Raw genomic sequence first — 25,227 nt, forward strand, 5'->3', positions numbered from 1 at the left:
CTCGGCTTGTCCACAGGCAAGCTCGGTGGATAAGCCTGCACCTGCGCATAACATCGTTCAAAAAACCATACCTGAACTACGAAACCACCCATAAATTCCGCCGACCAAGCAATTAAATAAACGAATGGAACTGTTGAGCGGAGGGGACAGCAAGATTTTTCCCAGGCATTTGTCGCCTCTTTCCTGATCATGTGCTTAGTCTCAATGCCGCTGAGAATAACGCGCGCGCACTCATGGTCCTTTTACTGCGGATCGTCGAGTGATGCTCTATAAGACCTCCACGCTCGTCGCCGACCGGCGCACGCTGCTTTCCCGCTGAGCAACACGCGACGCCGGGCGATTTTCTACATTCTCGGAAACACACCGCACGATCGACAGGGCTGCCATGCTCGGCTGGAGGGGTGCGCTTCGTACGCAAGCACCGGCGTTCGCGCGCGATATTGCGCGGGCGCTCTACGACCGTGTGGTTTGGGTCGATTCAGAGGCCGGACCCGAAAGCTTCCAGCGTGACCTCAATCTTGGGGGAGCTGATGGATATCGAATGGATCGGATGAGGAATCACGAACGTCTTAGTCGCCATCCTGTTCATACCGGTGGCTTTGCTAGTAGTGCGCTATTTCGCCGGGTTGTTTGCGGTCAAGGCGCCGAAGATAGGGCTTTTCACTGCATACCGCGATGACCAGCTCGGCTACGTGATCGTGGGCTGATGACGGAGGCCTTCTTCGATGGCTCGCCGCCACGATGCGGCAAAGAGCGCGATGGGCGAAGGTTCTGTTGAGGAAGCGTCTGTGCAGGCTTGCTCGGCAAAATGAGGAGCAGGAGGAAGCGTGACAAGAACGGCGCAACGGCTCAGGTAGGTGCGCCTCCGGTTGCCCGGCAGTTGTCGAACCTCTGGGTTCGCGAAAACGCCTGTTGGCCGATCTCCAACGCAAGTATTCTCACCGCATTTGCATCTCCGGTGCGCTTTTTGCCGGAGCCCGCTAGGAGCGGTGGCCGCGGACCTGGATTTTTGACAACCTATCTAAATAGCGAGCATGGGGCGATGACGCAAAGTTTCCCGAGGGGATCCCGAAAAGGCGCCCCTCGTTGTCGCGCTTAGATGGCAACCAAGTCAGACTGTCGCTTCGTGAGACGGATCGGCGGCGAAAAGGTGCCCAAGTCGGCCGCCGACGACAAAGAGGCAAACGAACAGGTTTAGGCCCACCTCGAGAACCCAGCCTTTGCCGAAACCCATATGCCAAGTTTCTGCGATCGCCGGAAGGGCAAAGCCGAACATGCAAATGGCGGCGCCTGCGAACAGCCAGGCGAAATCCCTTCCCATCTGGCCGCTGCGTCCGTAAATCAGTGTCCCGAACCACAGCACAAGGCCCATACCAAAGAGGATGTTCAAGATCGGGATCGACGTGAACACCAAAAAAGACCAGACCGCGGCTGCTTTGCCGAAGGCTCGGCCGCGCTTTGCTTGCGTTTCGTTGCTTGCGAGTTTCGATTGAGTGGACATGGGGAGATCCGATAAATGAAGTTGTCGATGGGTCGCTCGCGAGAGCGCCCGATTACTACGAAATGAAGAAGGGCGTCATTGGAGATCTGCGATGGCCCCTCCCGTTTCGTCAGTTATGTGAGCAGCGACGACCTTTGCGACGATGTCCTTGCGCGAAGCGAAACTCACGGCGTCCGCAGCTTTAACAAACAAACCTACGCTCACGTTCATCCGATCCCGCCCGCCCGCGCTGACCTTCGCCTCCAACGCGCGCGCCTGGTCCTCGCCAGCCGGCACAATCGAGTTGAATCGGGCGTCGCCGCGCGCCACGATCGCGTAGTCCGAGCTGTCGTTCATGCTGACCCGTGAGTTGCCGTCGAGCGCTAAATCAAACAGCGGGAACGACTTCGTCTGCGGGTTGTAGTGGCCAAGCGAAGCGGACAGCCTGACTTTGAAATACGGGAAAGCGGCCTCGGCTTTCTGCTGGGCCTCGTATCTCGGGGCGAGCGTTTTCAATAGGTCTTCTCGCTTGAACGTGTCGCTGGTTTTTTGGTAATCCATGTCGAACGTGCGAGCCAAGTCTGCCGCCGGCAGCGGCTCTTTGGCGTAGAAGTAATAAAGCATGGCGATTTGCGAGCCGCTTTGCAGATCCATGTAGTTCGCGAGAGGAATGGATGTGTCGATCGCCGTGGCGGACAGGTCGGCGGTGCATGGGCCAATCGGGGCCGATTTGTTGATCGCCGTCTCCATGATTTCCTGCGCTTTCTGGGCGCTCGTGGCCTCGACTGACTCTTGAGTGTCGGACACCTTTTTCATGCCGACCTGGGGCCGGCCGACCGGGTGGGCGTTCGTGAACAACTGGGGGTTGTCGAAGAACGCGAACCGGCAGACGTAGGTCGCCTTTGACCCGGAGTCTGCCGCAATAGCGTTCTTCGCGGCATCGTCGTTCCAGTCTCGCGCGAGCGCCGCCGGGGGCGCCGGTTGATCCGGCGGGCGAGACGCCGTGTCAGCCGGTTTCTTCGAGCAGCCAGCGAGCGCCAGGCAAGTTGCCGCGACGACGGCCACTTGCCGGGCCCGATGAGAGGCAAAAGGGCCTGTCAGGCCTGCGATTGAATGCTTTCCAACGAGTGGTTCTTGGTTTGTGAAGCGCATGGTGTCTTTACGGTTGTCGCTAGCGCTACTCGGCGCGCGCCAGCGGCCTGCTTGTTCGTTCGCGGGCCAACTTGGACATATAGCGGATTGGTTAAGAAACGGCGACGGCCCGGGATTGTGGTCGCGCAGGGTGACGGGTCAGCCCTTGTTAGCTTCGGCGGCGATCCAACCGTCGGACCCTTTGAGCATGCGCAATTGCATCGCACCGGCGTTGCCCGCGACGTCGCACAAATACGCTTTTTCGCCGTCAGATTTGCATCCGACCAGCTTCAATTGCGAGATGCCTTTTCGTTGTTCGTCGGCCAAGCTATCCATGAACGCGTTTTTGCCGGCGATCTGCCTTGATTGCTCTTGGCTGGCGTCCAGTTGCTTGATCAACGCCGCTCGCACGTCGCTTTCGCTCGGTGATCCCGTGCATGCGGCGAGCGACAACGCTGTGGTCAGCGCGGCGATGACCGTGCGCGGGAGCAGCGCGAAATGACGCGAGGCGCGGGATGGCGCGTTGGGGTAGGGCGTGGTGGTATGGTGGTTCATTTCAATATCCTTTGTTTAGTTAAGAGCGTATTCGTGACGCAGAAGCCACGGGCAAAGCGAAACAGCCCAGGGCAATGCGACGCATTTCGTGAGATTCACGGCACAACTGGGCGGAAGCCTGTCATTTCGACGTGAGTTGTCGTGGGCGCCTGCCGTGGCGACTGGTCTTCATAGTCCATGCGGACGATTCGACCCACCGCCGGCGCATACCATTCTGTTTCCCTCGAACCGCCATAGCCGCCATTTCCGCTTGCCCCAGACCAGCTCGTGGCTTGCTCAATTCGGAACGTGTCGAAGTCACCCGCCGCCGTATGAATTCGTTCGACGCCAACGACCTTCGCAGTCCTGTCGACCTGGGACGTCCACGTGCCGGAGCGATAGACATACGATAGCGACCAGCGCTTTCCGACCGAAAGCGGAAACTGCAACTTGACGTCGCTGGGCTCATAGCTTCCCGACGCTGTTTTCACCAGATTGCCGTTCGCGTCGAGCAGCACCGACGCGGTCTTGCGGTCATTCGTCGCGAGCGCTGCTTGTCCGCCGTCGACGCTGGCAACGGTTTGCGAGTAACGCTCATTCTTCTGCGGTTCGAGCGCGTTCTCGTACGCAAACTCCCATCGCTCGCCGATACTGAAGGTTGGCGCTTGGGCTTCGGTCAGCGGCGCAAGCGGCGCGGACCCGGATGCCGATTGAGCCAGGGATGGTGTCGCGGAGGCGCCGAATGAAAGGGCTACGACTAGAAAGAGAGGGAAGGGGAGATGGCTCATGATCGTCAGTCGATGGTTAGCTTGCGAGCAACGGCCGCCTTTGCGGTCGAACTCTGGTTGGCGGTCGTCGAAGTGGTCGTGGTGGTCGTCGTGGTCGTCGGCGGCAGCGGAGCTCCGATCGGAACGTTGGCTGTTGCGGCCGTCGTGAAAGACCAATTAACAGCGAACGGCTGCGGAGTCGGGATACTGGTGTTCGTCAGCGAACCGCTGACTTTGACTGAGTAGGTCGTGGAAGGGGACAAGGGTTGAAATGGTGTGCACAGAGCCAACCGCGTTGCCTCGGTGTTGTTGGAACTGTCGACTTCCTCGCAAGGGACGTTGATACCGTTCGCGTCGGCGATCGTGAAGGCCACGTTAGAGAACGCCGCGTTGTTTGATCCCGACAAGGTGATCGGGTAGCCGACTACGGTTCCAATGTATTGAGGGGACGCCGCGAGCGGGTTCGGCGACTCGTTCGCGAACCAGGACGTGTTCGTGTTTGTTTGTCCGTTGTACGGGTAGGCCACAAGTTGATTGTCGGGGACGATCGCTTTGTAGCCGGTGAAGTCCTCATCGAACACGGAGAGCTTGGAGAAGTCCGTTGAGAGCGCGACGCCGGGGCCTGCATAGACGAAGTCAAAGAGTGTGACGGAGCGATGAAAAGGCGCGTCAAAAAGAAGCTCGACCGGCTCTGTAGAGCTGCCGAACGGTCCCGACGAGGACGCGAATATTTCGCCCGCGCCCGTCGTTGGGAACAGAGCGTTCACGCGGTCGGTAGGCGTCACTCCCGTGTAGTCCGGCGTGCCTGCGGCTTCAAAGTGCCCTAGGGCGTTGTTGGCCTGGGCGTAGACGGCGTGATCGGTGGCCGCTTGCGCGACTGCTGACTGGTAAGCGAAAGCGGGCAGTCCTACCTGCGCGCGCTTGTCGTTCACATAAGCCATCGCGTCATTGACGGTGTCGCCTGTCGGAGTGAACGATGACGCAGAGGGGCCAACGGCGGGGAACAGGCTGATGGCCGCTGTGGCGGCCGGCGAGCTTGCGCCCGATGCCGGGGTCGCGCTGGCTCCTGTCGCGGGTGTGGCGCTCGCGCCAGATGAGGGAGCCGCTGTCCCCGTGGTCGATGCCGAGTTCCCGCTCCCGCCGCCGCAAGCGGACAGAGCCAAAGACAGGGAGGCGGCGATGGCCATGCAATAGATGGTCGATTTCATTATTTTTGTTTCCTCGTGGCGCGCGACATCCGTCGATCTAGCGTCGAAGAGGAAGTTTTGCGTTATTAAAAAGGCTGAATGCGAGCGCGCGGCTCTCGGAGCGATTGCGTCTCTGGCGCGAGAGCAAGCACGTTCGCGCAAAGGCGATGGGTCCCGGCGCGACCTTGGCGTGGTTGTGAGCTGCGGCCGGTGAGCGGTCCGCCGGACAGGTCTTTCTCTTGGTTATGCATTCTTTCCCTCGTGGGCCTTTGGACAATTAACGGCGAATCAATGCCGCGTTCATGTCCTTAATCATCGGCACGACGCGTCGCAACCTTCCGGCGAAAAATCCGGGGAAAATTGACGATTCGTCCTGAAAGGTGTTTTTTTTGCCATTTCACGGCCTTTAGGTGAGACTCGCCCTGCGCCGGTTTGGATACGCGGCTACTATTCGGAAAAAATCAGCGCGGAAAAAAACCATGCCGCAGCACATTCGTTTCGAGAGCACGTATTTCAAAGAAGACGATGCCGAAGAGATTTGGCGGGAAGCGTTGAGGCCGATGTACGACGTGAAGCGGCCAAAGGACGTTTCTTTCGCGGCCAGCGTCGACACGTGGGACCTCGGGCCCATCTTGCTCACGCGCCATGCCGCTCAGGGAGAGGTGCAATTCCACCGCACGCGTCGCAAAATCGCTCTGTCGGGCATAAATCAATATCTGGTGCATTGCTTGGTTGGCGGGCAGCTAACGTCTGAATTCGCCGAAGGCCAGCAACGGGTGCCGTTGAATTCCGTCGCCATTCGGGACCTCGCCGTCGAAAACGTCGGGTTCGCCATCGATGCTCCAATGATCACGCTGAGCGTCGCGCGCTCCGCGCTAGATCGACGGCTGCCGCAGGGTTCGCAAATTCATGGCGCAAGTTGGGCGGCGGATGACGCGATCGGAGAGCTGTTCGCCGCGCATATGCACGCCCTTGCCCGGCTTGCGGCGACGATGACCGAAGAGCAGATGCCGATTGCCGTCAATGGCACGCTGGACCTGCTGGCCGCATGCCTGTTGCCAAAAGCCCAAGAGCGGGTTGCGCAGGGAGACCCGCGTCTGGCTCCCATGCTTCGAGCGCAAGCGGCTTCTTACATCGAGCAGCATCTTTTGGATCCGGATTTAGGGCCTGCCGCGCTTTGCAAGGCATTGGGGATATCTCGCACCGCGCTTTACGAGCTCTTCGCCGAGTCGGGCGAGTCGGGCGGAGTGGCCAAACGAATCAAAGACCGGCGTTTGGATGAAGCGCTGAGGCGATTGACCTCACCTAGACACTCCCGTGAGCGGGTCGCAGAAATCGCTTATTCAACGGGATTCGCGAGCGATTCGACGTTCAGCCGGGCCTTCAAGGAGCGCTTCGGATGCACGCCCAATGAGGCGAGGGGCGAGTTGTTGGTCAAGCGGACTGGCGCGATCGAGAAAATGCCAGATGATCTCGTGGAGTTGCACCAGCGCAAAATCAAAGGGTTGAGTGGATAAAGCTGCCAGGACGTTCTGCCATGCGGGCTGGTGGACCAACAGAAACCGCACCTTTTTTGCGACCAACTCGCCGAGGTTCTCTGCCCGCCATAGCTGATTGAGGGATTTGAAATAGCCGTCGTTCTCATTGATGACGCCGCGGCTGCACTGAACTTCCAGCACAAGCCGCTCGAGATCTTCATTGCCGCGATAGTTCCTCTAGGATGTGCCCGCACAGGGGCGCGTTTCAGCTCAGTTGCTATTCCGTGCGCATTTTGGCGACACCACTCATCGACGCGTAAGAACAACCACCTTCATCATCGTGTGTTCCGATTCTCTAAAAATGTTTAACCACGCATCTCTAAGATGATCGTTTTTCGCGCATCGCGACAACTGCGGCGAGCACTACGACACCGTAGACAATGCTCCGTGCAGCAGATGGCAGTATAGAACTCGACAACAACGTACCGAGAGCTGTGAGCATAAGTGCGCCGCCGAGCATTCCTGCATAATTCCCCCTTCCGCCCGTCATAAGTGTGCCGCCGACCACCACAACAGCTATCGAGGTCAAAAGATACGGGTCGCCCATGTCATTGAAGGCTTGACCCGTGAAACCGCTGAGCATCACACCGACCAAAGCGCTACAGACCCCGCTCAACAGGTAGGTTGCGACAAGCACTTTATTGACTGACACTCCAGAATACCGCGCCGATACCGGATTGCTTCCGACTGCGAACAGACGTCGCCCGAACACGGTTGCATGCATCAGGAACCAGGCGATGACGGCGAACGCGGCTACACAGAAGATCACAGGCGTTATCCCGAAAAGCCGTCCGGTCATCAGCCGTCGAATGGCCGGCGGGGCAAAGCCTGTCGGTGCACCATCGGTGTACACCAGCGCGGCACCTTGCAGGATGCCATTCATCGCGAGCGTCATGATGAGTGGAGAAATGCGGAACACTGAGACGCCCACCCCGTTCAGAAAGCCGATCAATGCGCCTAGCGCTAAAACACCTGGAACCGCCCATAGGCCGGCGACGTTCGAACCGTTTGTGACGCCGGTGAGCACGACTCCCGCCAAGGTGATGGTGAAAGGAACAGACAAGTCAAGGCCGCCGCTGATGACCACGGCTCCTTGGCCTAACGCTAATACCGCGAAAAATGAAGCAAGCACTGCCATCGATTGAATGTATTTGCCAACGCCCATTCCCGGGTTGAGGAATATCGTGATTGAGATGAGCACTACCATGCCGACGAACGACGGTAGGCAGGTTCGTATGGTGTCGCTGCTGTAAGTCAGGCGTTGACCGACCGTCAGGCGAGGTACCCGGTCGGAGGAGGGTGGCTTGCTTTCCAGTCCGGTTGGCCTCGCCGAAACCCGGGCCACGCGATGCTGCCGACCACGAAGATTCAACGTTTGAAAGACGCCGGTCAACTCCGACGAACCCAGTACCGCGAGAATCAGGATGAAGCCCTCGACGATCGTGCTGTAGTAGGTCGACACGTTGAGCACGAGCAGCATGTTCGCAATCAGCGTGACGGAAAAAGCTCCAATCACGGTACCAAGACTTCCGCCACGGCCTCCTCCCAACGGCGTGCCCCCGAGCACTACCGCAACAAAAATCGGCAGCAGCATGCCAGCACCCGCGAGCGGATCGCCGCCTCCCGTTTGAGCAGAAAAGAAAATTCCAGCCGTCCCGTAGAAGCATCCTGATATCACATAAAGCCAAAATTTGACGGCGCGCGTCGAGAATGCTTTCAAGTGGGCTGCGGATTCATCGCTCCCAATGGCGTAGACCGCGGTGCCGAACCGGGTTCTTTTGAGAACGAGCCATGCAACAAGCCCGATGACAATCACGACGAGCGGCCTCGGCACGATCCCGCCAAACGCGTCGCCTGCGATCGCGGTTGAAAAGGCTTGCGGCACCGCGCCTCCGGGTTGCTTCATTACGAGCAAAGTCACCCCCTGCGTCATGAACATCGTAGCGAGCGTGACGACGATTGGTTGAAGCCGAACAAAGGCAATGAGAAAACCGTTCACTGCGCCGACCAATGCAGCGGCGCCCACTGCCGCACATGCCCAGAGCACGAACGAGCTCGCCGAGCTGCCGACATGCGTCACGAACAGGCAATTGCTGAGCGAAAGCACTGCACCCGCGGAAAGGTCCAGCCCTCCGCCGATGACTACAATTGTCTCGCCAATCGCTGCAAGGGCGAGGCTTGCGGTGCTCGACGCAGTTGAGTCCAGGTCGCCGAAACCAAAGGGTTGTGCAAGGCGAAGATTGAGCGCGGCAAACACCGCGGCAAGAACGGCGAACGCGACAATCAATCTGCGATGAGGCGCCAGCCGCGCGGACAACATGCTGGGTCGATGCCTTTGCTTGACGAGTGTGGTCATTACACAAGCTCCTTTACATCCCGAAGGGCGGTCGACACGCCTCCGAGCATGGCCGTCGTGACCTCACGCTCCGACGCTGCGCGTCCGTCCAGCTCGGCGACGATGTGCCCCGCGTAGATCACCAGGATCCTGTCGCAAAGGTTGATAACTTCGGGTATCTCGGTGGAGTGCAGCAAGATGGCTCCGCCCGATGACAGATAGTCGTTCATGACTTGGTAAATCTCGAACTTCGCACCGACATCCACGCCTCGCGTCGGGTCGAACAACAGCAGCACACGGCTATCCGCAAGAAGCCACTTGGCAATGACGAACTTCTGCTGATTGCCACCACTGAACGACGACGCGGGTTCATACAGCGCGCGCTGATTGCCGTTCACGCGGAAAAGGGCGCCTGAAACCGCTGCCGCTTCAGCGGTCTTGTCGATCCATCCCCAACGTGAATATCGCGAAAGAGTCGGCAGCGAGATGTTCGCGCGGCCGGTCAAGTTCAGCGCGAGACCTTCAGTCTTGCGTTCTTCCGGAACGAGGCTCAAGCCGACGTTGGCGGCTATCGCATCTTGTGGCGACTTGATGATTACCCTCTGTTGGTCAACAGCGACCGTGCCTGAGGTGACCGGCGCGAGGCCAAACAGCGCCTTGAAGAGTTCCAGTTGCCCCATGCCTTGCAACGCAACGACGCCCAGACACTCCCCTGGCCGAATCTGGAAAGAAACGCCGTGCAGACGGCTACCTGAACCAAGATCGTCGACAACCAGCCGAGGCTTGACGGAGGCGTCCGGGATCGGCGGGCGCGGGGGAAACGCTGAACCCAACGTTCGGCCGATGATGAGGCGAAAGACCCCATCGTCGGATATGTCGTTTGCGTTGAAGCTTCCCACGCATGCGCCATTCCGGAGTATCGATAGGCTTGCGCAGAACTTTCTTACTTCTGGCATCCGATGAGTGATGAGCACGACAGTGACGCCCTGACGGCTGCATTCGGTGATCTGCTTCCCAAGCCATGCAACGTCCTTGCTCGTCAGCGAGGACGTCGGTTCATCAAGGAGGAGGATCCTTGGCTGGCGCGAGATGGCGTAGGCGATCTCCAGTTTTTGCCGCACGCTCAGGTCCAGACTCTGGATTGGCGCATGATGATCTATCCCCGACAGCTCAAAACGATCGAGCAGTTCGCGCGCTCGCCGGGAGCTTTCACCGATGCGCCGAAGTCCGAACCAGGTAGGCTCGTCGGGCATTAGGAGATTCTGGGCGACGCTCAGGTGGGGCACTTGCGACAGCTCTTGGAAAGCGGTTGCAATTCCGACCGACTGCGCATCGACAGGCCTTCGGAAAGTAACGTTCTTGCCCATTACATGAATCGTTCCCTCATCCGAGCGGACAATGCCGCTTAGCACCTTGATGAGCGTAGATTTTCCGGCACCGTTTTCACCAAGAATTGCGTGGACAGCGCCCTGCGGTATCTGCAAGCTCACCGTGTTGAGCGCCACTGTTGCGCCGAACCTCTTGGTTAAGCCCTCGACCGATATTGCTTGTGCATTGCTCATCGCTTGGGCTCCAGACTCCAGATCACTTCGGTTCGGGCAGGCGATTGAGTGCGGCTGCGAGGCCGATTTCGGGAGTGTCCGGGCTGTAGATATTTGATACCCAGCTCGGTGGAACACGCGCCGGGTCGAAGGTATTGCAACCATCCTTCATCTCCACCCACGAACCGGTTTTGCAGAGCCTGGCGTTCTCCGGCGTCACAGCCTCAAGTGGCATCAGCGTGGTCTTGGGAACGGTTCCTCCGCCCAGGACTTTCAATGCGAGTTTTAACGCGAGTGCGCCCGAGGCAGGATGGCTTTCGAGCGATACACCGGGTGCGCCTGCGGGTGGCAAGTAGTCGCCATTAGCCGTGGTAGCGGTTCCCTTTTTGAGCATTGCAACCCGCATGCCATTCAAACCTTCGACACCACACGGAACCAGCTTGTCGGCAGAGAGGCCAGCTTCGCGTTGCATCGACCAGCCGACATAGCAAGCAGCCGCGCCCCAGATGCCGTTGACATCGGACCATTTCCGGGTCGACATGGTTTCCGTCAGCACCTTGCGCGCGATCGCTGTCGACCACATGCCATTCGGCTCGGCGACAATCTTTATTTGAGGATACTTTTTGAATATGTCACGAGCAGCGTCATTGCGCTCCGTGTCGACAGAAGTTCCTGGCACTCCCGTGACAAAGATCAGGTTGCCCTGACCGTTCATCTTCTTTGCGACCCATTCGGCGCTGTCGGCGGCCAGCTTTGTCTGGTCTGTGTAGACGTTGTATGCGCACGGTTCCGTCACTTTCGAATCGTATGCGAACACCACCACGTGCTTCGCGCACGCATTCTTGATGGCCGCGTTCAGTGCCGTCGGCGAAATCGGGTAAACGAGAATCGCATTGGCCCCAGCCTGAACCATTGCGTTGATTTGCTGAATCTGGCGCTGGACGTCCGTACCGGCTATTTGTGTCTTCAATTCAAGCTGGTCCCCATGCGCCTTCGCCATTGCTTCGATCATGTTTTGGGCCTCGGTCTGCCAACCGTTGCCGGAATAACTCATGCTGAGGAAGATCTTGTATTTGTCGGCGGCATTTGCAATCGAAGGAGTGGCCAATGTCGCCGTTGCCACCAGAAAAGTGGCGCCGGTAATGAAAGCATGACGGAATCGCATGTTGTCTCCTGTGTGTTTTTTGTATGAATTCGAGTCGAGTATCTCCGCTATGGCCCACCGGGTCATTGTCAGAACAAGCCAATCCTTTTTGAAATTCGCCAACGAAATGGAAAACCGGGAAAACCCCGATGATCGAGATTTGAATGCAGCGAGACTTCGTTGGCTGAAATTAAACAGTGCAAATTGTCGGTAGAGTCTTGCGATCACTTCGGCAAACTACGTGTAAACCGGGCGGATCACCATGAATCTTGTAAACTGGAACGAGCTCGAGTCCCGGTCCGTACCCAGCGAGAAGAAGAGTGCGCACGCGCTCGAGCGAGGCGAAAACACACCCATCCCTAAGTCAAAAGTAGAGCCAGGACGCCAATGCAACAGCGGCTAAATCATCCGTCGAATCTTCGTCTCACGTTGTCGTCCTGCTTCTTGCGTGAATTTTTCGACGAGACTCGAACGGGTTTTGCGACGCAGCGGCGCTTGATGGAAGCCGTCGGAATTGATGCCGACACGCTCGCGGCCGACAACGGCCGAATCACGGAGGATCAGTTCGCAGCCTTATACCGGCTGATGGCCAGTGAGAGCAGGGATGAACTACTCGGTTTGTTTTCCAGGCCGCTGCCGGGCGGAGCGATGAAGTTCGGCGGCTACATCATGATCGCCGCGTCAACGGTAGGTGTGGCGCTCTATCGTTACTCGCGTTTTCTGCACATGATCACCGATGACGTTGAGGTTGTGCTTACTCGAGAAAAAGAGGTCGGTTTCGTCACGTTTGTCGAACCAGAAGCGCCCAGACGGTGTCGGGCGATGGGGCTACAATTGCTTCTCAAAGTCATCCACGGCGTAATGTCATGGCTGATTGGACGTAACGTGCCATTGATCTCGGTAGACTTCGCGTTCCCCGCTCCGTCCCACGTCGACGACCTCAACACCTTGTTTCCTGGCCCTATCCGGTTCGATCAGCTCGCCACGGCCATTACCTTCGATGCCACGTTGCTGGACCTGCATTTTCAGCGAACCGAACAGGACTTGAGGCAGTTCCTTTCGCGTCAACCCAGCGAATGGCTTTGTTCTCCGTCGGCAAAACAGCCCGTCACCCATCTCGTGCGCACTTGCTTGCTTGAACGAGGTGTGGGTTCACTCGGCGCGGCTGAAATCGCTAAAACGCTCAATATGTCGATGCGGACGCTCAGCAGACGACTGGAAGGCGAAGAGACCACCTTGAAGCATATCCAGGACACGTTGAGGCGAGACCTGGCGATTCATCGCCTGACACAGACCCGCGATCCGATATCCGACATTGCCGCAAGCCTTGGGTTTGGCGACATCCCTTCGTTCTACCGGGCCTTTCGCGCGTGGACGGGAGTTGCACCGGGGTCGTATCGTCGCGAAGGCGGCGCGCAAGCGATAGACGCGTAAGAATAGGGGCGAGCCGTGATGCCCCCGTGCATGATGATGCGCTGACTGGCGAATCAGTTAGCGACTTAGCGCAGCCGTGGCTTTCTCGACTTCGTTGCTGCCTTGGACGCTGCCCGCCTCCGGAACGATCAAGTGCTCACGGTTCAGCACGCGTTCAAGCGAACTGGCGAGGCGCTCTGGAGAGTCGTCATCCGTGCCAAGGTGAATACCTTCGGTCAGGGTGATGTGGGCAGCCTCGAATGTGCCGGCACCAGCACAGAGAATGGTGCGCGTTGGGGCCGTCTCGTGAGTCAGCACCAGCATTGCCGGCACGACCGCCTCAGGCGTGAGCAGGTCGGCCGCGGGACCTGCCATCAACCCTTCCGTCATTCGCGTGTAGGCCGTCGGTGCGAGGGAGTTAACGTGGATGTTGTACTTCTGGCCTTCAATGGACAAGGTCTGCATCAGCCCCACGACAGCCATTTTTGCCGCTGCATAGTTGGCCTGGCCGAAGTTGCCGTACAAGCCGGATGATGAGGTCGTCATCATGATCCGGCCGTACCGTTGCTGTTGCATGATCTCCCATACCGCCTTCGCGCAGTTCACCGAACCCATCAGGTGCACGTCCATCACAAGCCGAAAATCGGCGAGGTCCATCTTAGCGAAGCTGCGGTCGCGCAGGATGCCCGCGTTATTGACGAGGACATCGACTCTTCCCCATTCGTCCACGGTCTCGCGAACCATTTCCTGTACCGCTGTGAAGTCGGTGACCGACGCGCCGTTGGCGATGGCCTCGCCTCCAGCAGCATGAATTTCATCGACGACCTTTTGTGCTGCACTGGCCGACAGTCCCAGTCCGTTCAGTGAGCCTCCCAAGTCATTGACGACGACCTTTGCGCCCCGTGAGGCCAGCACGAGTGCATATTGGCGTCCGAGGCCGCCTCCTGCGCCGGTCACAATGGCGACGCGTCCTTTAAAATCCAGTTTCATTAGATACTCCTATCTATAGTGGGGGAAAGTCGAGAGCACTCGATAAACAAATAGGCTCAGTTCGATTAAAATTGGTAACTGAGTAAATGACTTTATTTCTGCAACGGATTATGCGAAGCCACCACCTTGTTTGCAATCGAAGCCAATTGAGCAGTTGAAATCATCTTCTGTGGATAGGGGGTTTCCCTGAATTAACACCGATTGGCAGATTTCATTAATAAATGGCGAATTTCGCCAATGACGAGCTGGAGATTTTGTCCGATGCTTGCTGCACGAACGCTTGGTGCGCAGAGTTAATCGCGATCGATTATGGAAAGCAGTACTTTCCCGGTCACGCCATTTAGAATCGATCGGAAAACAATAATCATGGTTTGAGCACTAGAGAAAACCGCTGCACTGATACTTGACAATAATCCGACGGCGATATGCGATTGATCGTCGGACTGGAGTGAGACATGACTTTAGAAGTAGAAGGCGGCCCATTGCGAAATTCAGATATTTCGTTTTGCAACGCTGTGCAGTCGATGCCCGATCGGGTGGCAGTGTCGGATTCGACTCGCGAAACTACGTGGAACGAACTGGACCATCGCGCCAATCAAATTGCAAGAAAGCTGATCGACCGCGGTGTCAGGCCGGACGACAAGGTCGCTGTTTTATCACTGAACTCGGTGAACTACGTGGAAGTCATGTTCGGCATCCTGCGAGCGGGGGCGTGCATCGTACCGCTTCCTACGCACACGTCGATTGGAACGTGGTCTGCGATGCTGAAAGACTGCGGCACCCGGTTGCTGTTCGCGTCCGCAGATTACGCGTCGAACGTGGAGTCGACTGTGGATGTTGTTCAACTGGATGAAGCGACGCTCAGCGAATTCGTTTCGGGCGCGGACACGACACCGCCGGAAGTCGCCGGTTCGCTTGATCACGGCTTCAACCTGATTTATTCATCGGGCACGACGGGCGTTCCGAAGGGCATTCTGCAAAGCAGGCGTTACCGGGCAAACGAAGCACAGGTGATCGCGCACGGATATAGCCTGAACCATGCGACGCGAACGCTGGTGTCAACGCCGCTTTGTTCGAACACCACGCTGTTCGTGCTGTTCGCTGTCATGTTCGCGGGCGGCAGCGTAAAGCTCATGGAGAAGTTCGATGCCGGCAGGTGGTTGGCGCTCGCCGAGCAATGGCGTCCAACCGATGTGATCCTCGTGCCCGTCCAGTACACGCGTCTCTTGGCACACTCTGAATTTGACAGGTTCGACTTGTCGTCATTTCGCAATAAGTTTTGCACAAGCGCGCCGTTATCCGCCGCAACTAAGCAGCAGATCCTCTCGCGCTGGCCGGCGGGTGGACTGACAGAATTCTATGGCATGACGGAAGGTGGCGTCTCGTGCTATCTGAATGCCCACGAGCGTCCGGACAAACTCGACACTGTCGGCAAGCCGTTTCCCGACTGCAACCTTCGCGTTATTGACAACGACGGACGGGTGCTCAAGCAGGGGGAAGTGGGCGAGATCATCGGCCGCAGTCCAAGGCTGATGACCGGCTATTACAAGCTCGATGATGCGACTCGCGAGGCAAGCTGGTTCGATGAGGCCGGCACGCGATTCCAGCGCAGCGGCGATATCGGCTGGGTCGACGATGACGGTTTCGTGCATTTGCTCGACAGGAAGAAGGACGTGATCATCACGGGCGGATTTAACGTGTATGCGGTCGATCTGGAAGCCGTACTGCTTGAACATCAGGACGTGCTAGAGGCTGCGGTAATAGCCGCACCCAGCAAAAGGTGGGGAGAAACGCCGGTTGCCTTTGCCGTTCTTCGCACTGACGCGTCGCCGGATGCGGTGTGCGAATGGGCCAATCAACAGCTTGGAAAAGTGCAACGGCTAGCACGCGTGATCGGCATAAAAGAACTACCGCGCAGCAACATCGGCAAAGTGCTCAAACGGACGCTACGCGAAGAGCTCGTCCCTTGGGGCGTGTTTCCTTAGCCGTCCGCGCGCAGCCCGCAACTGCTCCATCTGGAGGTAACGATGAACCCGCTTGAAGGCTTTCGAATAGAACGCTCTTCCGTTCGTAGCATAGGGTATGACCTAAATCGGCCGGAGTGCATCCTCGCAACTCGCGACGGGTCGCTATGGGCGGCAGATTCCCGTGGGGGCGTCATGCTGATTGCCGCCTCAGGAGAACAACGTCTTATTGTCCCAAAGGATGCGCCCGCGGCTAACGATGCACGGGAAGCAGAAACAGCCGGAAGTTTGCTATACGGATCGCTCCCGAACGGTCTTGCATTCGACGCAGACGGAAACCTGCTCATTGCGAACATAGGCACCGATCGGATCGAGCTACTCACGCGTTCGGGAGACGTACGAATACTCCTCGACCAGATCGACGGAACGCCGATGGGTAAGGTGAATTTTGTCTTGAGAGATAGCATGGGCCGCCTGTGGATTACGGTGTCCACCAGGCGCAGTCCGTGGTCTGCCGCAATAACGTCGCGTTGTGCGGATGGATACATCGTCGTGGTCGATGAAAAGGGACCGCGCATCGTTGCAGACGGTCTGGCTTTCGCCAACGAAGCACGGCTCGACGCACGCGAGGAATTTTTGTACGTCGCCGAGACGACTGCAAAAAGGGTCAGCCGCTTCCGGATACTTGCGCACGGCGCCCTAGGTCCGAGGGAAACCTTTGGTCCGGATCAACTGGGAGCGGGTCTTATCGATGGCATTACATTCGACGCCTATGGGAATCTCTGGTGTGCGATGGTTCTTGCCGATCGGCTTGTCGCTATTGATCCGGAGGGGGATGTGTTCACGCTGCTCGAAGATGGGGATAGTGCCGCGACCAGCGCATTTGAAGCCGTTTTTGCGACCGGGGAAGTCGTCCCCGTCGAGGTGATGGACGCTTGCGGAGGCACGATCGCGCCGTTGCTCACCAGCGTCACCTTTGGTGGGCCTGATTTGAAAACCGTCTACCTCGGCAGCCTGAAGGGGAGTTCGATCCCTTACTTCTCCTCCCCGGTCAGTGGCTTGCCATTAGTTCACTGGTGAAGCGCCACCTGACCATTTAATACATCCGCGTGAAGGAACGATCGCATGAGAGAAGCCGTCATTGTCTCCACTGCCCGCACACCGATTGGTCGGGCGTTCAAGGGAGCATTCAACAATACGAAGTCGCCAACGCTGCTTGCGCTTGCACTTGGCCACGCCGTGCAGCGCGCCGGCATCGAGGCGGCCGAAGTGGAAGATGTCGTGATTGGCTGCGTGCTCGCCGCGGGTACGTCGGGCATGAATATCGCCCGCAACGCAGTATTTGCAGCGGGGTTCCCGTCGACGGTATCCGCGCAGACGATGGACCGCCAGTGCTCTTCCGGCCTCATGGCGATAGCGACTGCAGCCAAGCAGGTCATAGTCGATGGCATGGACGTCACCATTGGCGGGGGAGTGGACAACATCTCTGCGGTCCAGAACGATTATTTTGCGTGGTGCGCCCGTGAGCATGATCCGGACGTAATAGCGCATGTGTTGCACGCGTACATGCCGATGCTGCAAACGGCCGAGTGGGTGTCGAAGAAATATGCGATCAGCCGGGAATCCGCCGACAACTACGCTCTCGAATCCCAGCGGCGCACGGCGGCGGCGCAAGAGGCCGGCTACTTTGACGCCGAAATCGTGCCGACTTCGACAATTATGACGGCCATCGACAAGCAGACTGGCGAAACAAATCATGAGGACGTGACCTTGACGCGCGACGAAGGCAACCGGCCGGACACGACGTATGAAAGGTTGAAGAGCCTCAAGCCGGTCATCGAGCATGGGGTCGTGACTGCGGGCAATGCTAGCCAGCTATCAGATGCGGCGTCGGCTTGTGTTGTCATGGAACGCATGCTCGCCGAGCGAAGAGGACTCAATGTTCTGGGAACATACCGCGGTATCGCTGTTGCAGGATGCCCGCCGGAGGAAATGGGTGTCGGCCCCATCTATGCAATCCCCAAGCTTCTCGCTCGGCACGGTCTCAAAGTGAGCGACATCGGCTTGTGGGAACTGAACGAAGCCTTTGCGTGTCAGGCGCTTTATTGTCGCGACCAACTCGGAATCGACCCGTCGATCTACAACGTTAACGGTGGCAGCATTGCCATCGGTCATCCGTATGGCATGACCGGTTCGCGACTGGTAGGCCACGCGCTTATCGAAGGCAAGCGTCGCGGAGCAAGGTACGTTGTCGTCACTATGTGCGTCGGTGGCGGGATGGGTGCCGCCGGGCTATTTGAGGTCGCTTAAAGCCCGACAGATCTTCCAGTTTGACGGCGCCAGGTATGCTGGTTATGCGGATACAAAGAACGATATCGATTTTCGGAAGGAGACGGCATGGCAACTCCCATCATTGGCAGCAGCGATGAAATGCACCGCGACGCGACGCGCAAAGCGATGCTGCGGCTCATCCCGCTCATGTGTCTGATCTATTTCATGTCGTACCTCGATCGCACGAACGTCTCTCTGGCCAAGGCGGGACTTGCTGCCGATCTGGGCATCGGTGCCGCTGCTTATGGGCTTGGAGCAGGCATTTTCTTTGTCGGGTATGCACTACTCGAAGTGCCGAGCAACCTTGCCGCGCACCGTGTTGGGCCGCGCCGCTGGATTGCACGAATCGCGGTCACTTGGGGCGCACTTTCGGCGGCGATGATGTTCGTTCAAGGCGAATATTCCTTCTACACGATCCGAGTGCTGCTTGGCATCGCTGAAGCCGGCCTGTTCCCTGCGCTGATGTACATGATCACCCTCTGGTTTGCTCCGAAGGAACGCTCAGTTGCAGTCGGCTGGATTTACACTGCACCCGCGCTCGCGCTGATGTTAGGCAATCCGCTGGGCGGCGCCTTAATGCAAATGGATGGCTTAGCCGGCTTGCACGGCTGGCAATGGCTCTTTGTAGTCGAGGGTTTGCCTACTATCGTGATCGGCGTGATCCTATGGTTCAAGCTGCCGGAAAAGCCATCCGACGCAAGGTGGTTATCGAAGGAGGAAGCGAGCATCCTCGAAACTCGTGCCGTACCAGACGCCGCACATGTAGATCTTTTATCAAATAACTGGATGGCCGCGTTGAAGCAGCCGGCTACTGTGCTGACCGGGCTCATCTATTTCCTGAATCAGGTGGCATTTGTTGGACTTGTGTTCTTCGTTCCGGCGATGATCCAGCAAATGCATGCGAAGTCACCGTTCATAGTTGGGATGCTGTCGAGCAGTGTAGGCATTGGCGTTCTGCTCGGTGTTCTGATATTGCCGCGCATACATCGTCGCGTGACAAACGACTGTCTTTATCTCGGCATTCTGACTGTTGGTTTCGCCGTCAGTGCGATCCTGTTTATCTCAACGAACTCGCTCCCCGTGCGGCTTGCTTTATTTGTTGTTACGGCGTTCTTCGGTGGTGGTGTGTTGCCGCTGTATTGGGCGATTTCGATGAAGCGGCTGCACGGTATTCAGGCTGCCGCCGGACTAGCATTCATTAACACCATCGGACTGATCGGCGGTTTTGTAGGTCCGTACCTGTTTGGATTAGCGGAAGGTGCCTCTGGGAAAAGCACTTCGGGGTTTTCGGTCGTCGTCGGTGCATCGGTTTTGGGACTCATCCTGGTACCCGTGCTGGCAAAAGCCATCCGGTCAGAAGGACGCATGGCCGGCCTGGGGGAACCGCTGTTGCATATTGAACAATGAGCCCCAGGGGGCGCGTCCGGAGCCTAGCTGAAGGAGGGCTATTTCGCACGAGTTCGCGGCTGATGGTTGCCGGTTAGCATGCGAGTATCTAGGCCATTAGCCTGCTGAGGTCGGCTGAAAAAAGTGGACGCCAACATTCCGTAGAATTAAGGAATGGAGGCACTGATGAAGCGAATCCCAGAGGCTGTGTACACGAAGGAATTTCGTGAAGAAGCAGTAAAGCTGGCAATGACTGACGGCGTCGGTGTGTCTGAAGCTGCACGTCGAGTGTCGATTTCGATGAAGACGTTGGCGAACTGGGTACGCGCCGCAAAGGACGGCAAGCTGGAGAACGTGGGGCAAACCCAGAAACCACTGATAGAGATCGAGGCGGAGCCGGACCGGCTCAAGCGAGAGTTGGCAGAAGTGAAGATGAAGCGCGATCTGTTAAAAAAGTTTGCAACGTACTTCGCGAAGGAGTCGTGGTGAATTACGGCGTAATTGAGCAGATGCGACAGCAGTACCCCGCGCCGCCCATGTGCCGGTTGCTGGGCATGTTCACCGGTGGCTACTACGCCTGGCGCAAACGGCCGCCGTCATTAGCATGATCAGCAAGAGCCTGGGCTCGAAGTGCAGGTGCGTGCAGCTCACGAGCGTAGCCGACAAACCTTCGGCCCGGAACGGCTACAGAAGGACCTGGCGAACCGCGGCGTCCAGATTGGTGTTCACCGCATCAAGCGTTTGCGGGCAAAGCTCGGCCTTCGCTGCAAGCAAAAGCGCAAGTTCAAGGCGACGACCAACTCGACGCACAACCTACCAGTCGCACCGAACATCCTGGATCAGGACTTCACTGTGGGCGCACAAAATCAGGCCTGGTGCGGTGACATTACCTACATCGCGACCGATGAGGGATGGCTGTATCTGGCCGGCCTGAAGGATCTGTTTAGCGGAGAGATCGTCGACTGTGCCATGAGCGAGCGCATGACAAAACAGCTGGTCATACAGGAGCTGTTTCGGGCTGTCGCGTTGCACCGGCCACCGATGGGCCTGATACAACATACTGATCGCGGTAGTCAGTACTGCGCCCACGCCTATCAGAATCTGCTCAAACAGTTCGGCATGCAGGCATCAATGAGCAGACATAGAAATTGCTTCGACAACGCACCCATCGAATCATTCCGGGGCTCACTGATGAATGAACTCGTCTATCATCGCAAGTTCGCGACCCGAGATCAGGCCAGCAAAGAAATCACGGAATACATCGAGATATTTTATAACCGGCAGCGTACACAAGAGCGTCTGGACTATCTGTCGCCGGCCGCTTTCACGCAGCGATTCCATTTCAGTAAAATCGCTGCTTAACCCGTTGGCGTCCACGGATTCCGACCGACCTCACTCGTGGCAGCGTTGCTCAGTGCGTATTCGGCTCTGCATCCGCAGCGCCATGCAGCCGAACTCGCAAAGTGTCGATAAATGCCCGCACCCGGGCAGGCATGTGCGCGCGAGTCGGGAAAACGGCCCATATCCCAACTTCCAGTGGTTTGGCGTCAGCGAGGGCGATACGCTTCAATTCTCCGCGCTCAATCTGCTCATGCACGTCCCAGTAGGTCAGCATCGCGATACCGACACCCGCGATGCAGGCTGCTCGAACCGCGTCGACAGTACTGACTGACAAAGGACCACTAATTCGAACTCGGTGCGTTTCGCCGCTTCGCGTGAATGGCCAATTGTCCATTGCATGAAGCTTAATGCAAGGGTGCCCCACCAGATCTTCTATCGTGGAGGGTTCTCCGAAGCGTGCGATGTAGCCCGGCGATGCGATTAGCGTAAATGGATTGTCAGCTACTTTCGTCGCGATCATGTCCGAAGGCTTCATCACTGCCACGCGAACGGCCACATCCAGTCCTGCCGTCACAATGTCGATGACGCCGTCGCTCAGAGTCAAATCGACGCGGAGCGCGGGGTTGTCGGCGATCAACTCAGCCACGACAGGGACAACGACGGAATGGCCGATGACGTTCGGCGCTGTAATCTTCAACACGCCTGAGAGGCCGGAGCGACCGGACGAGACCGAGTCGATCGCCGAATCGCGAGCTTCTATGAGGGCGACTGCGTGAGGCAGAAAGGCCTCCCCCTCCGGCGTCAGCGACAGGGAACGCGTCGTGCGGTGGAATAGGCGCACGCCTAGCTCGGCCTCAAGGCCCGCCAACCTGCGGCTGACCAACATCGGCGTTGTGCCCAACTGACGAGCCGCAGCCGACAGGCTGCCGCCGGACGCAATCGTGCGAAACAGAGCCACATCTGCGAGATTCATATTTTAACGATAAACGATATATTGCTTATCGTCAATCCCATCTTCTGCACCCCATCCCAATAAGCTACATTTAAGTCCAGCAAGCAAGTAAGCCCCTGTTTTTGAGATTAAAAACGCTCGATGCAACGCTTTTGGAGGTCTGGATAATGGACATTGACACAAGCGCACTTTTCGCGCCAATCGTTATAAACGGCCGCACCGTGACGAACCGCCTCTCTGTCGCGCCGATGACGCGCATCACAGCGACCCGTGATGGCCGGGCGACCGAGACGATGACCCGGTACTACGAACGTTTCGCACGGGGTGGCTTCGGGACGGTCATCACCGAAGGCATTTACACCGATCAGGCGTTCTCGCAGGGCTACCTCGATCAGCCTGGCATAACTAACGAAGCGCAGGCCAATGCCTGGAAGCCGGTCGTTAGCGGCATCAAGGCGCATGGCGCGCTCGCCATCGCCCAGTTGATGCATGCCGGCGCAATAAGCCAGGGCAATCGCTTTCGCGACGGCACGGTGGGCCCGTCTGCCATTCAGCCCAAGGGCACGCAGATGACGTTCTATCACGGCAAGGACCACTACGCTCTTCCGGCCGCGATCACAGAGGCGCAGATCGCTGACGCCATCAATGGCTTTGCTAAGTCGGCGGGACGCGCAATCGAGAATGCGGGGTTTGACGCAATCGAGATCCATGGCGCCAATGGATATCTTCTCGACCAGTTTTTGACGGACTACGCCAACAAAAGAGCGGATCAATGGGGCGGCTCCACGGAGAACCGCGTGCAATTGATCGTCGAAACCTTCAAGGCGGTGCGTGCGAAGGTCGGAGCCATGGTGCCGGTCGGCGTGCGCATCTCCCAAGGGAAGGTGAACGACTACGAACACAAGTGGGCCGCCGCGGAACGCGATGCAGAAATCATCTTCGGCAGCCTCGCCGACGCCGGCGTGGACTTCATCCATGTGACCGACCATGAGGCGTGGAAGCCGGCCTTTACTCCGGGAAATGCATCGTTGATGCACCTAGCCAAGCGCTACGCACCCAAAGCAGCAATCCTTGCGAATGGCAGTCTGCACAATGTCGAGCGGGCGGTGGCTGCGCTGGATGACGGCGCCGACATCCTCACCTTCGGCCGCGGAGCGCTGGCGAATCCCGACTTTCCGCGGCGTTTGTCCGAGCGCGACGTCCTCAACGACTTCGATCCGACGATCCTTGGGCCCATCGCCAAACGTCAAGGAAGCGGAGCTGGCGATGTGAAGCCGACTTGGTTGCTGCGGTTCTCAGGTGGTTACCTAGCCTGTTCTCCGAAGCTCACAAGGTGCACCGGCTTCGCATTTTCGCTCAGAGATAAAGCGCCGCACTGAGGCTCTTCAATTACGAACCAGATGACGATCTTTGGCAGTGTGGCTTGATGCGCACGTCAACCGCTCATCCCATAGCGCAACAATTATTGAGAGGAATCACCATGGATATCAAATCACTCAAGCCAACCATCGTGCTTGTGCACGGGGCCGTCGAAGACTCGTCGCTCTGGACTCATGGAGTGATCCAGCGGCTCCAGCGCGAGGGCCACCCGTTCAAGGTCTTCTCCAATCCCTTGCGTGGCGTGGCGCACGACGCTGCCTACCTGCGTAGTCTGCTGGACACGATCGAGGGGCCCGTGATCCTCGTTTCCCACGCTTACGGCGGGGCCGTCATCAGCCAGGCTGGAGACGACCCCAAGGTCAAGGGACTAATCTACGCGGGCTCACCTATGCCCGGGGTAGGGGAATCTACAAACGATTGTCTCGAACGTTTTCCCGGCGGAGACTTCGCCTCGTCCGTCGATCTGATCCCATACACCTTGCCTGACGGAACCAGCGGCACGAATCTCCACGTCAAAGCCGATAAGTACAGCTACCTCCTCGCCGCCGACGTGCCTGAGAGCGTGCTCGCCCTGATGATCGCCACCCAACGGCCCATCGCCTTGGCAGCCCTCCAAGAGCCACTGACATCGGCTGCATGGATGAGCAAGCCAAGCTGGCAAATCAGGCCCCTGCTGGATCCCGTCATCCCCCAGGAAGAATTTAAGTTCGAAGCCGAGCGCGCCCACGCTCACGTCATTGAGCTGAAATCTTCGCACGCCATCCCCATCACTTTCCCGGATGTCGTGGTCGATGTGATCGAACAGGCCGTCCGCGCGGTCGCTCCCTGATTGCAGTCTGGCGTGCCTGCGCCGCGCCGCTGCGGAGAAGGCGCCGATCCACACGGTGGTTTCAGGATTGCTGCTGAATCATCGACGGTTTCTAGCTGGACCGAAAACGCCTTTATTACTAGGAGGCCTATTTGGGTAGTGCAAATGCAACTGTGTACGACCGAATGTAACTAACACCCACTGTTCAAGAGAGGATATTTCCAAATGGCTAATTTCGCGTTGTTTGTTGAATTGAAGGCAAAACAAGGAAAGGAATCGGAAGTTGAGGCGTTTCTAAGCGGGGAGGCCAAGCTGGTAAGAGGAGAAGCTGGAACGCTGACGTGGCACGCGGCGAAAGACGAAGGTGAGCCTGGAGTATATGTGGTCTTCGACACCTTCAACGACGAAGTTGCCCGCGAAGCTCATTTGAACGGCGAAGCCGGACAGGAACTTGCGGCGAATGCGGAGAGGCTGTTTTCCGAAGTTAAGATTCATCGGCTTCAGGTGGTCGCCGAGAAGTAAGGCCTCGAGGCGACGCTTCGTTGTAAAAAAAATGACATGAACCGGGCCACAGGCCATCGTTTTGTCGGCCGCGACGAAACGGCTAAGGCGCGCTTGGTCGGAAGCATTCCAGCCAAGCGTGCCGCAACGATGGGCGAGATCTCCGAGACGATCGTTTTCATCGCGTCTGCCAAGGCCCCGTACCTCACAGGCCGATCCATCGCAGTTGATGGCGACTACACCGCTCGATAAGAGCAATTCAATTTGCACCCTCGTTTTCAACCACCATCAGGAGGTCACCATGACCACCATCACCGTTCCTACCCGCGAAGAAGTCAGCGTACGCAACCAAGCCCTTTTCGATGATCTCAAAAAGGGCCTTGGGATGGTTCCCAACCTCTACGCCACGTTTGCCCTTTCGGAGACGGCACTTGCCACTTACTTGGCATTGCAAAACGCCAAGAGCAGCATCTCTGGCAAGGCTCGCGAGGTCGTCAACCTCGT

Annotated in this window: 20 protein-coding genes and 3 pseudogenes; 12 read left to right on the top strand and 11 right to left on the bottom strand. The window is 57.8% G+C overall.

Translation table 11 applies throughout. From position 1 onward, the window contains the following. Positions 1 to 112 precede the first annotated feature (112 nt). The 6 genes and pseudogenes from ACMX25_RS38445 to ACMX25_RS38470 all read right to left on the bottom strand — a co-directional run. Positions 113 to 242: pseudogene (locus ACMX25_RS38445) on the bottom strand (IS6 family transposase); the annotation flags it as partial. 869 nt (positions 243 to 1,111) lie between these two features. After that, positions 1,112 to 1,501, bottom strand: a complete 390-nt coding sequence (locus ACMX25_RS38450) for a hypothetical protein (RefSeq protein WP_414955080.1) — start codon at positions 1,499 to 1,501, stop codon at positions 1,112 to 1,114. A 75-nt stretch (positions 1,502 to 1,576) separates the two neighbouring features. Next, positions 1,577 to 2,338 carry a hypothetical protein gene (locus ACMX25_RS38455; protein WP_414955081.1) on the bottom strand — a complete coding sequence of 254 codons (762 nt, stop codon included), beginning with the start codon at positions 2,336 to 2,338 and terminating at the stop codon, positions 1,577 to 1,579. 432 nt (positions 2,339 to 2,770) lie between these two features. Continuing rightward, positions 2,771 to 3,166: a hypothetical protein gene (locus tag ACMX25_RS38460; RefSeq protein ID WP_414955082.1), complete on the bottom strand. Its 396-nt coding sequence runs from the start codon at positions 3,164 to 3,166 to the stop codon at positions 2,771 to 2,773. 95 nt (positions 3,167 to 3,261) lie between these two features. Beyond that, on the bottom strand, positions 3,262 to 3,933 hold the full coding sequence (locus ACMX25_RS38465) for a hypothetical protein (RefSeq protein WP_414955083.1): 672 nt from the start codon (positions 3,931 to 3,933) through the stop codon (positions 3,262 to 3,264). Positions 3,934 to 3,938: 5 nt separating this feature from the next. Further along, a complete protein-coding gene (locus ACMX25_RS38470; RefSeq protein WP_414955084.1) occupies positions 3,939 to 5,120 on the bottom strand; it encodes a CAP domain-containing protein in 1,182 nt (393 codons plus the stop codon). Between the two features lie 458 nt (positions 5,121 to 5,578). Between ACMX25_RS38470 and ACMX25_RS38475 the strand changes: the two genes are divergently transcribed. Beyond that, a complete protein-coding gene (locus ACMX25_RS38475; protein ID WP_414955085.1) occupies positions 5,579 to 6,616 on the top strand; it encodes a helix-turn-helix domain-containing protein in 1,038 nt (345 codons plus the stop codon). Between the two features lie 340 nt (positions 6,617 to 6,956). On the opposite strand, the gene ACMX25_RS38480 is transcribed toward ACMX25_RS38475, so the two are convergent. The 3 genes from ACMX25_RS38480 to ACMX25_RS38490 are packed head-to-tail and all read right to left on the bottom strand — an operon-like array spanning position 6,957 to position 11,885. Next, positions 6,957 to 8,993, bottom strand: a complete 2,037-nt coding sequence (locus ACMX25_RS38480; protein WP_414955086.1) for an ABC transporter permease subunit — start codon at positions 8,991 to 8,993, stop codon at positions 6,957 to 6,959. Beyond that, positions 8,993 to 10,534: a sugar ABC transporter ATP-binding protein gene (locus tag ACMX25_RS38485; RefSeq protein WP_414955087.1), complete on the bottom strand. Its 1,542-nt coding sequence runs from the start codon at positions 10,532 to 10,534 to the stop codon at positions 8,993 to 8,995. The genes ACMX25_RS38480 and ACMX25_RS38485 overlap by 1 nt, the downstream gene beginning before the upstream one ends. A gap of 22 nt (positions 10,535 to 10,556) precedes the next feature. After that, positions 10,557 to 11,885, bottom strand: coding sequence for a sugar ABC transporter substrate-binding protein (locus ACMX25_RS38490; RefSeq protein ID WP_414955088.1), 1,329 nt, complete (start codon positions 11,883 to 11,885; stop codon positions 10,557 to 10,559). Positions 11,886 to 12,044: 159 nt separating this feature from the next. Here ACMX25_RS38490 and ACMX25_RS38495 point away from each other — a divergent pair, with 159 nt between their 5' ends. Then, on the top strand, positions 12,045 to 13,091 hold the full coding sequence (locus tag ACMX25_RS38495; protein ID WP_414955089.1) for an AraC family transcriptional regulator: 1,047 nt from the start codon (positions 12,045 to 12,047) through the stop codon (positions 13,089 to 13,091). Positions 13,092 to 13,148: 57 nt separating this feature from the next. On the opposite strand, the gene ACMX25_RS38500 is transcribed toward ACMX25_RS38495, so the two are convergent. Beyond that, positions 13,149 to 14,060: an SDR family NAD(P)-dependent oxidoreductase gene (locus ACMX25_RS38500; RefSeq protein WP_414955090.1), complete on the bottom strand. Its 912-nt coding sequence runs from the start codon at positions 14,058 to 14,060 to the stop codon at positions 13,149 to 13,151. Between the two features lie 455 nt (positions 14,061 to 14,515). Here ACMX25_RS38500 and ACMX25_RS38505 point away from each other — a divergent pair, with 455 nt between their 5' ends. From ACMX25_RS38505 to ACMX25_RS38525, 5 genes and pseudogenes are all read left to right on the top strand, one after another. Next, entirely contained in the window at positions 14,516 to 16,045 is a 1,530-nt protein-coding gene (locus tag ACMX25_RS38505; RefSeq protein WP_414955091.1) for a class I adenylate-forming enzyme family protein, read from the top strand. 174 nt (positions 16,046 to 16,219) lie between these two features. Next, a complete protein-coding gene (locus ACMX25_RS38510; RefSeq protein WP_414955092.1) occupies positions 16,220 to 17,104 on the top strand; it encodes an SMP-30/gluconolactonase/LRE family protein in 885 nt (294 codons plus the stop codon). A gap of 45 nt (positions 17,105 to 17,149) precedes the next feature. Beyond that, complete coding sequence (locus ACMX25_RS38515; protein ID WP_414955093.1) at positions 17,150 to 18,334, top strand: acetyl-CoA C-acyltransferase; 1,185 nt, start codon at positions 17,150 to 17,152, stop codon at positions 18,332 to 18,334. Positions 18,335 to 18,421: 87 nt separating this feature from the next. Continuing rightward, positions 18,422 to 19,762: an MFS transporter gene (locus tag ACMX25_RS38520; RefSeq protein WP_414955094.1), complete on the top strand. Its 1,341-nt coding sequence runs from the start codon at positions 18,422 to 18,424 to the stop codon at positions 19,760 to 19,762. Positions 19,763 to 19,927: 165 nt separating this feature from the next. Next, positions 19,928 to 21,103, top strand: a pseudogene (locus tag ACMX25_RS38525) (IS3 family transposase). A gap of 49 nt (positions 21,104 to 21,152) precedes the next feature. On the opposite strand, the gene ACMX25_RS38530 reads toward ACMX25_RS38525, so the two are convergent. Beyond that, complete coding sequence (locus ACMX25_RS38530) at positions 21,153 to 22,055, bottom strand: LysR family transcriptional regulator (protein ID WP_414955095.1); 903 nt, start codon at positions 22,053 to 22,055, stop codon at positions 21,153 to 21,155. A 146-nt stretch (positions 22,056 to 22,201) separates the two neighbouring features. Between ACMX25_RS38530 and ACMX25_RS38535 the strand changes: the two genes are divergently transcribed. From ACMX25_RS38535 to ACMX25_RS38555, 5 genes and pseudogenes are all read left to right on the top strand, one after another. Beyond that, positions 22,202 to 23,413 carry an NADH:flavin oxidoreductase gene (locus tag ACMX25_RS38535; RefSeq protein ID WP_414954301.1) on the top strand — a complete coding sequence of 404 codons (1,212 nt, stop codon included), beginning with the start codon at positions 22,202 to 22,204 and terminating at the stop codon, positions 23,411 to 23,413. 101 nt (positions 23,414 to 23,514) lie between these two features. Then, positions 23,515 to 24,243, top strand: a complete 729-nt coding sequence (locus ACMX25_RS38540) for an alpha/beta hydrolase (RefSeq protein ID WP_414954300.1) — start codon at positions 23,515 to 23,517, stop codon at positions 24,241 to 24,243. Positions 24,244 to 24,447: 204 nt separating this feature from the next. After that, positions 24,448 to 24,744: a putative quinol monooxygenase gene (locus ACMX25_RS38545; RefSeq protein ID WP_414954299.1), complete on the top strand. Its 297-nt coding sequence runs from the start codon at positions 24,448 to 24,450 to the stop codon at positions 24,742 to 24,744. Positions 24,745 to 24,780: 36 nt separating this feature from the next. After that, positions 24,781 to 24,975, top strand: coding sequence for an SDR family oxidoreductase (locus ACMX25_RS38550; protein ID WP_414954298.1), 195 nt, complete (start codon positions 24,781 to 24,783; stop codon positions 24,973 to 24,975). 49 nt (positions 24,976 to 25,024) lie between these two features. Then, positions 25,025 to 25,227 (top strand): annotated as a pseudogene (locus tag ACMX25_RS38555) (carboxymuconolactone decarboxylase family protein); the annotation flags it as partial.

This window comes from Caballeronia eucalypticola (assembly GCF_047608185.1).
Taxonomy (GTDB): Bacteria; Pseudomonadota; Gammaproteobacteria; order Burkholderiales; family Burkholderiaceae; genus Caballeronia.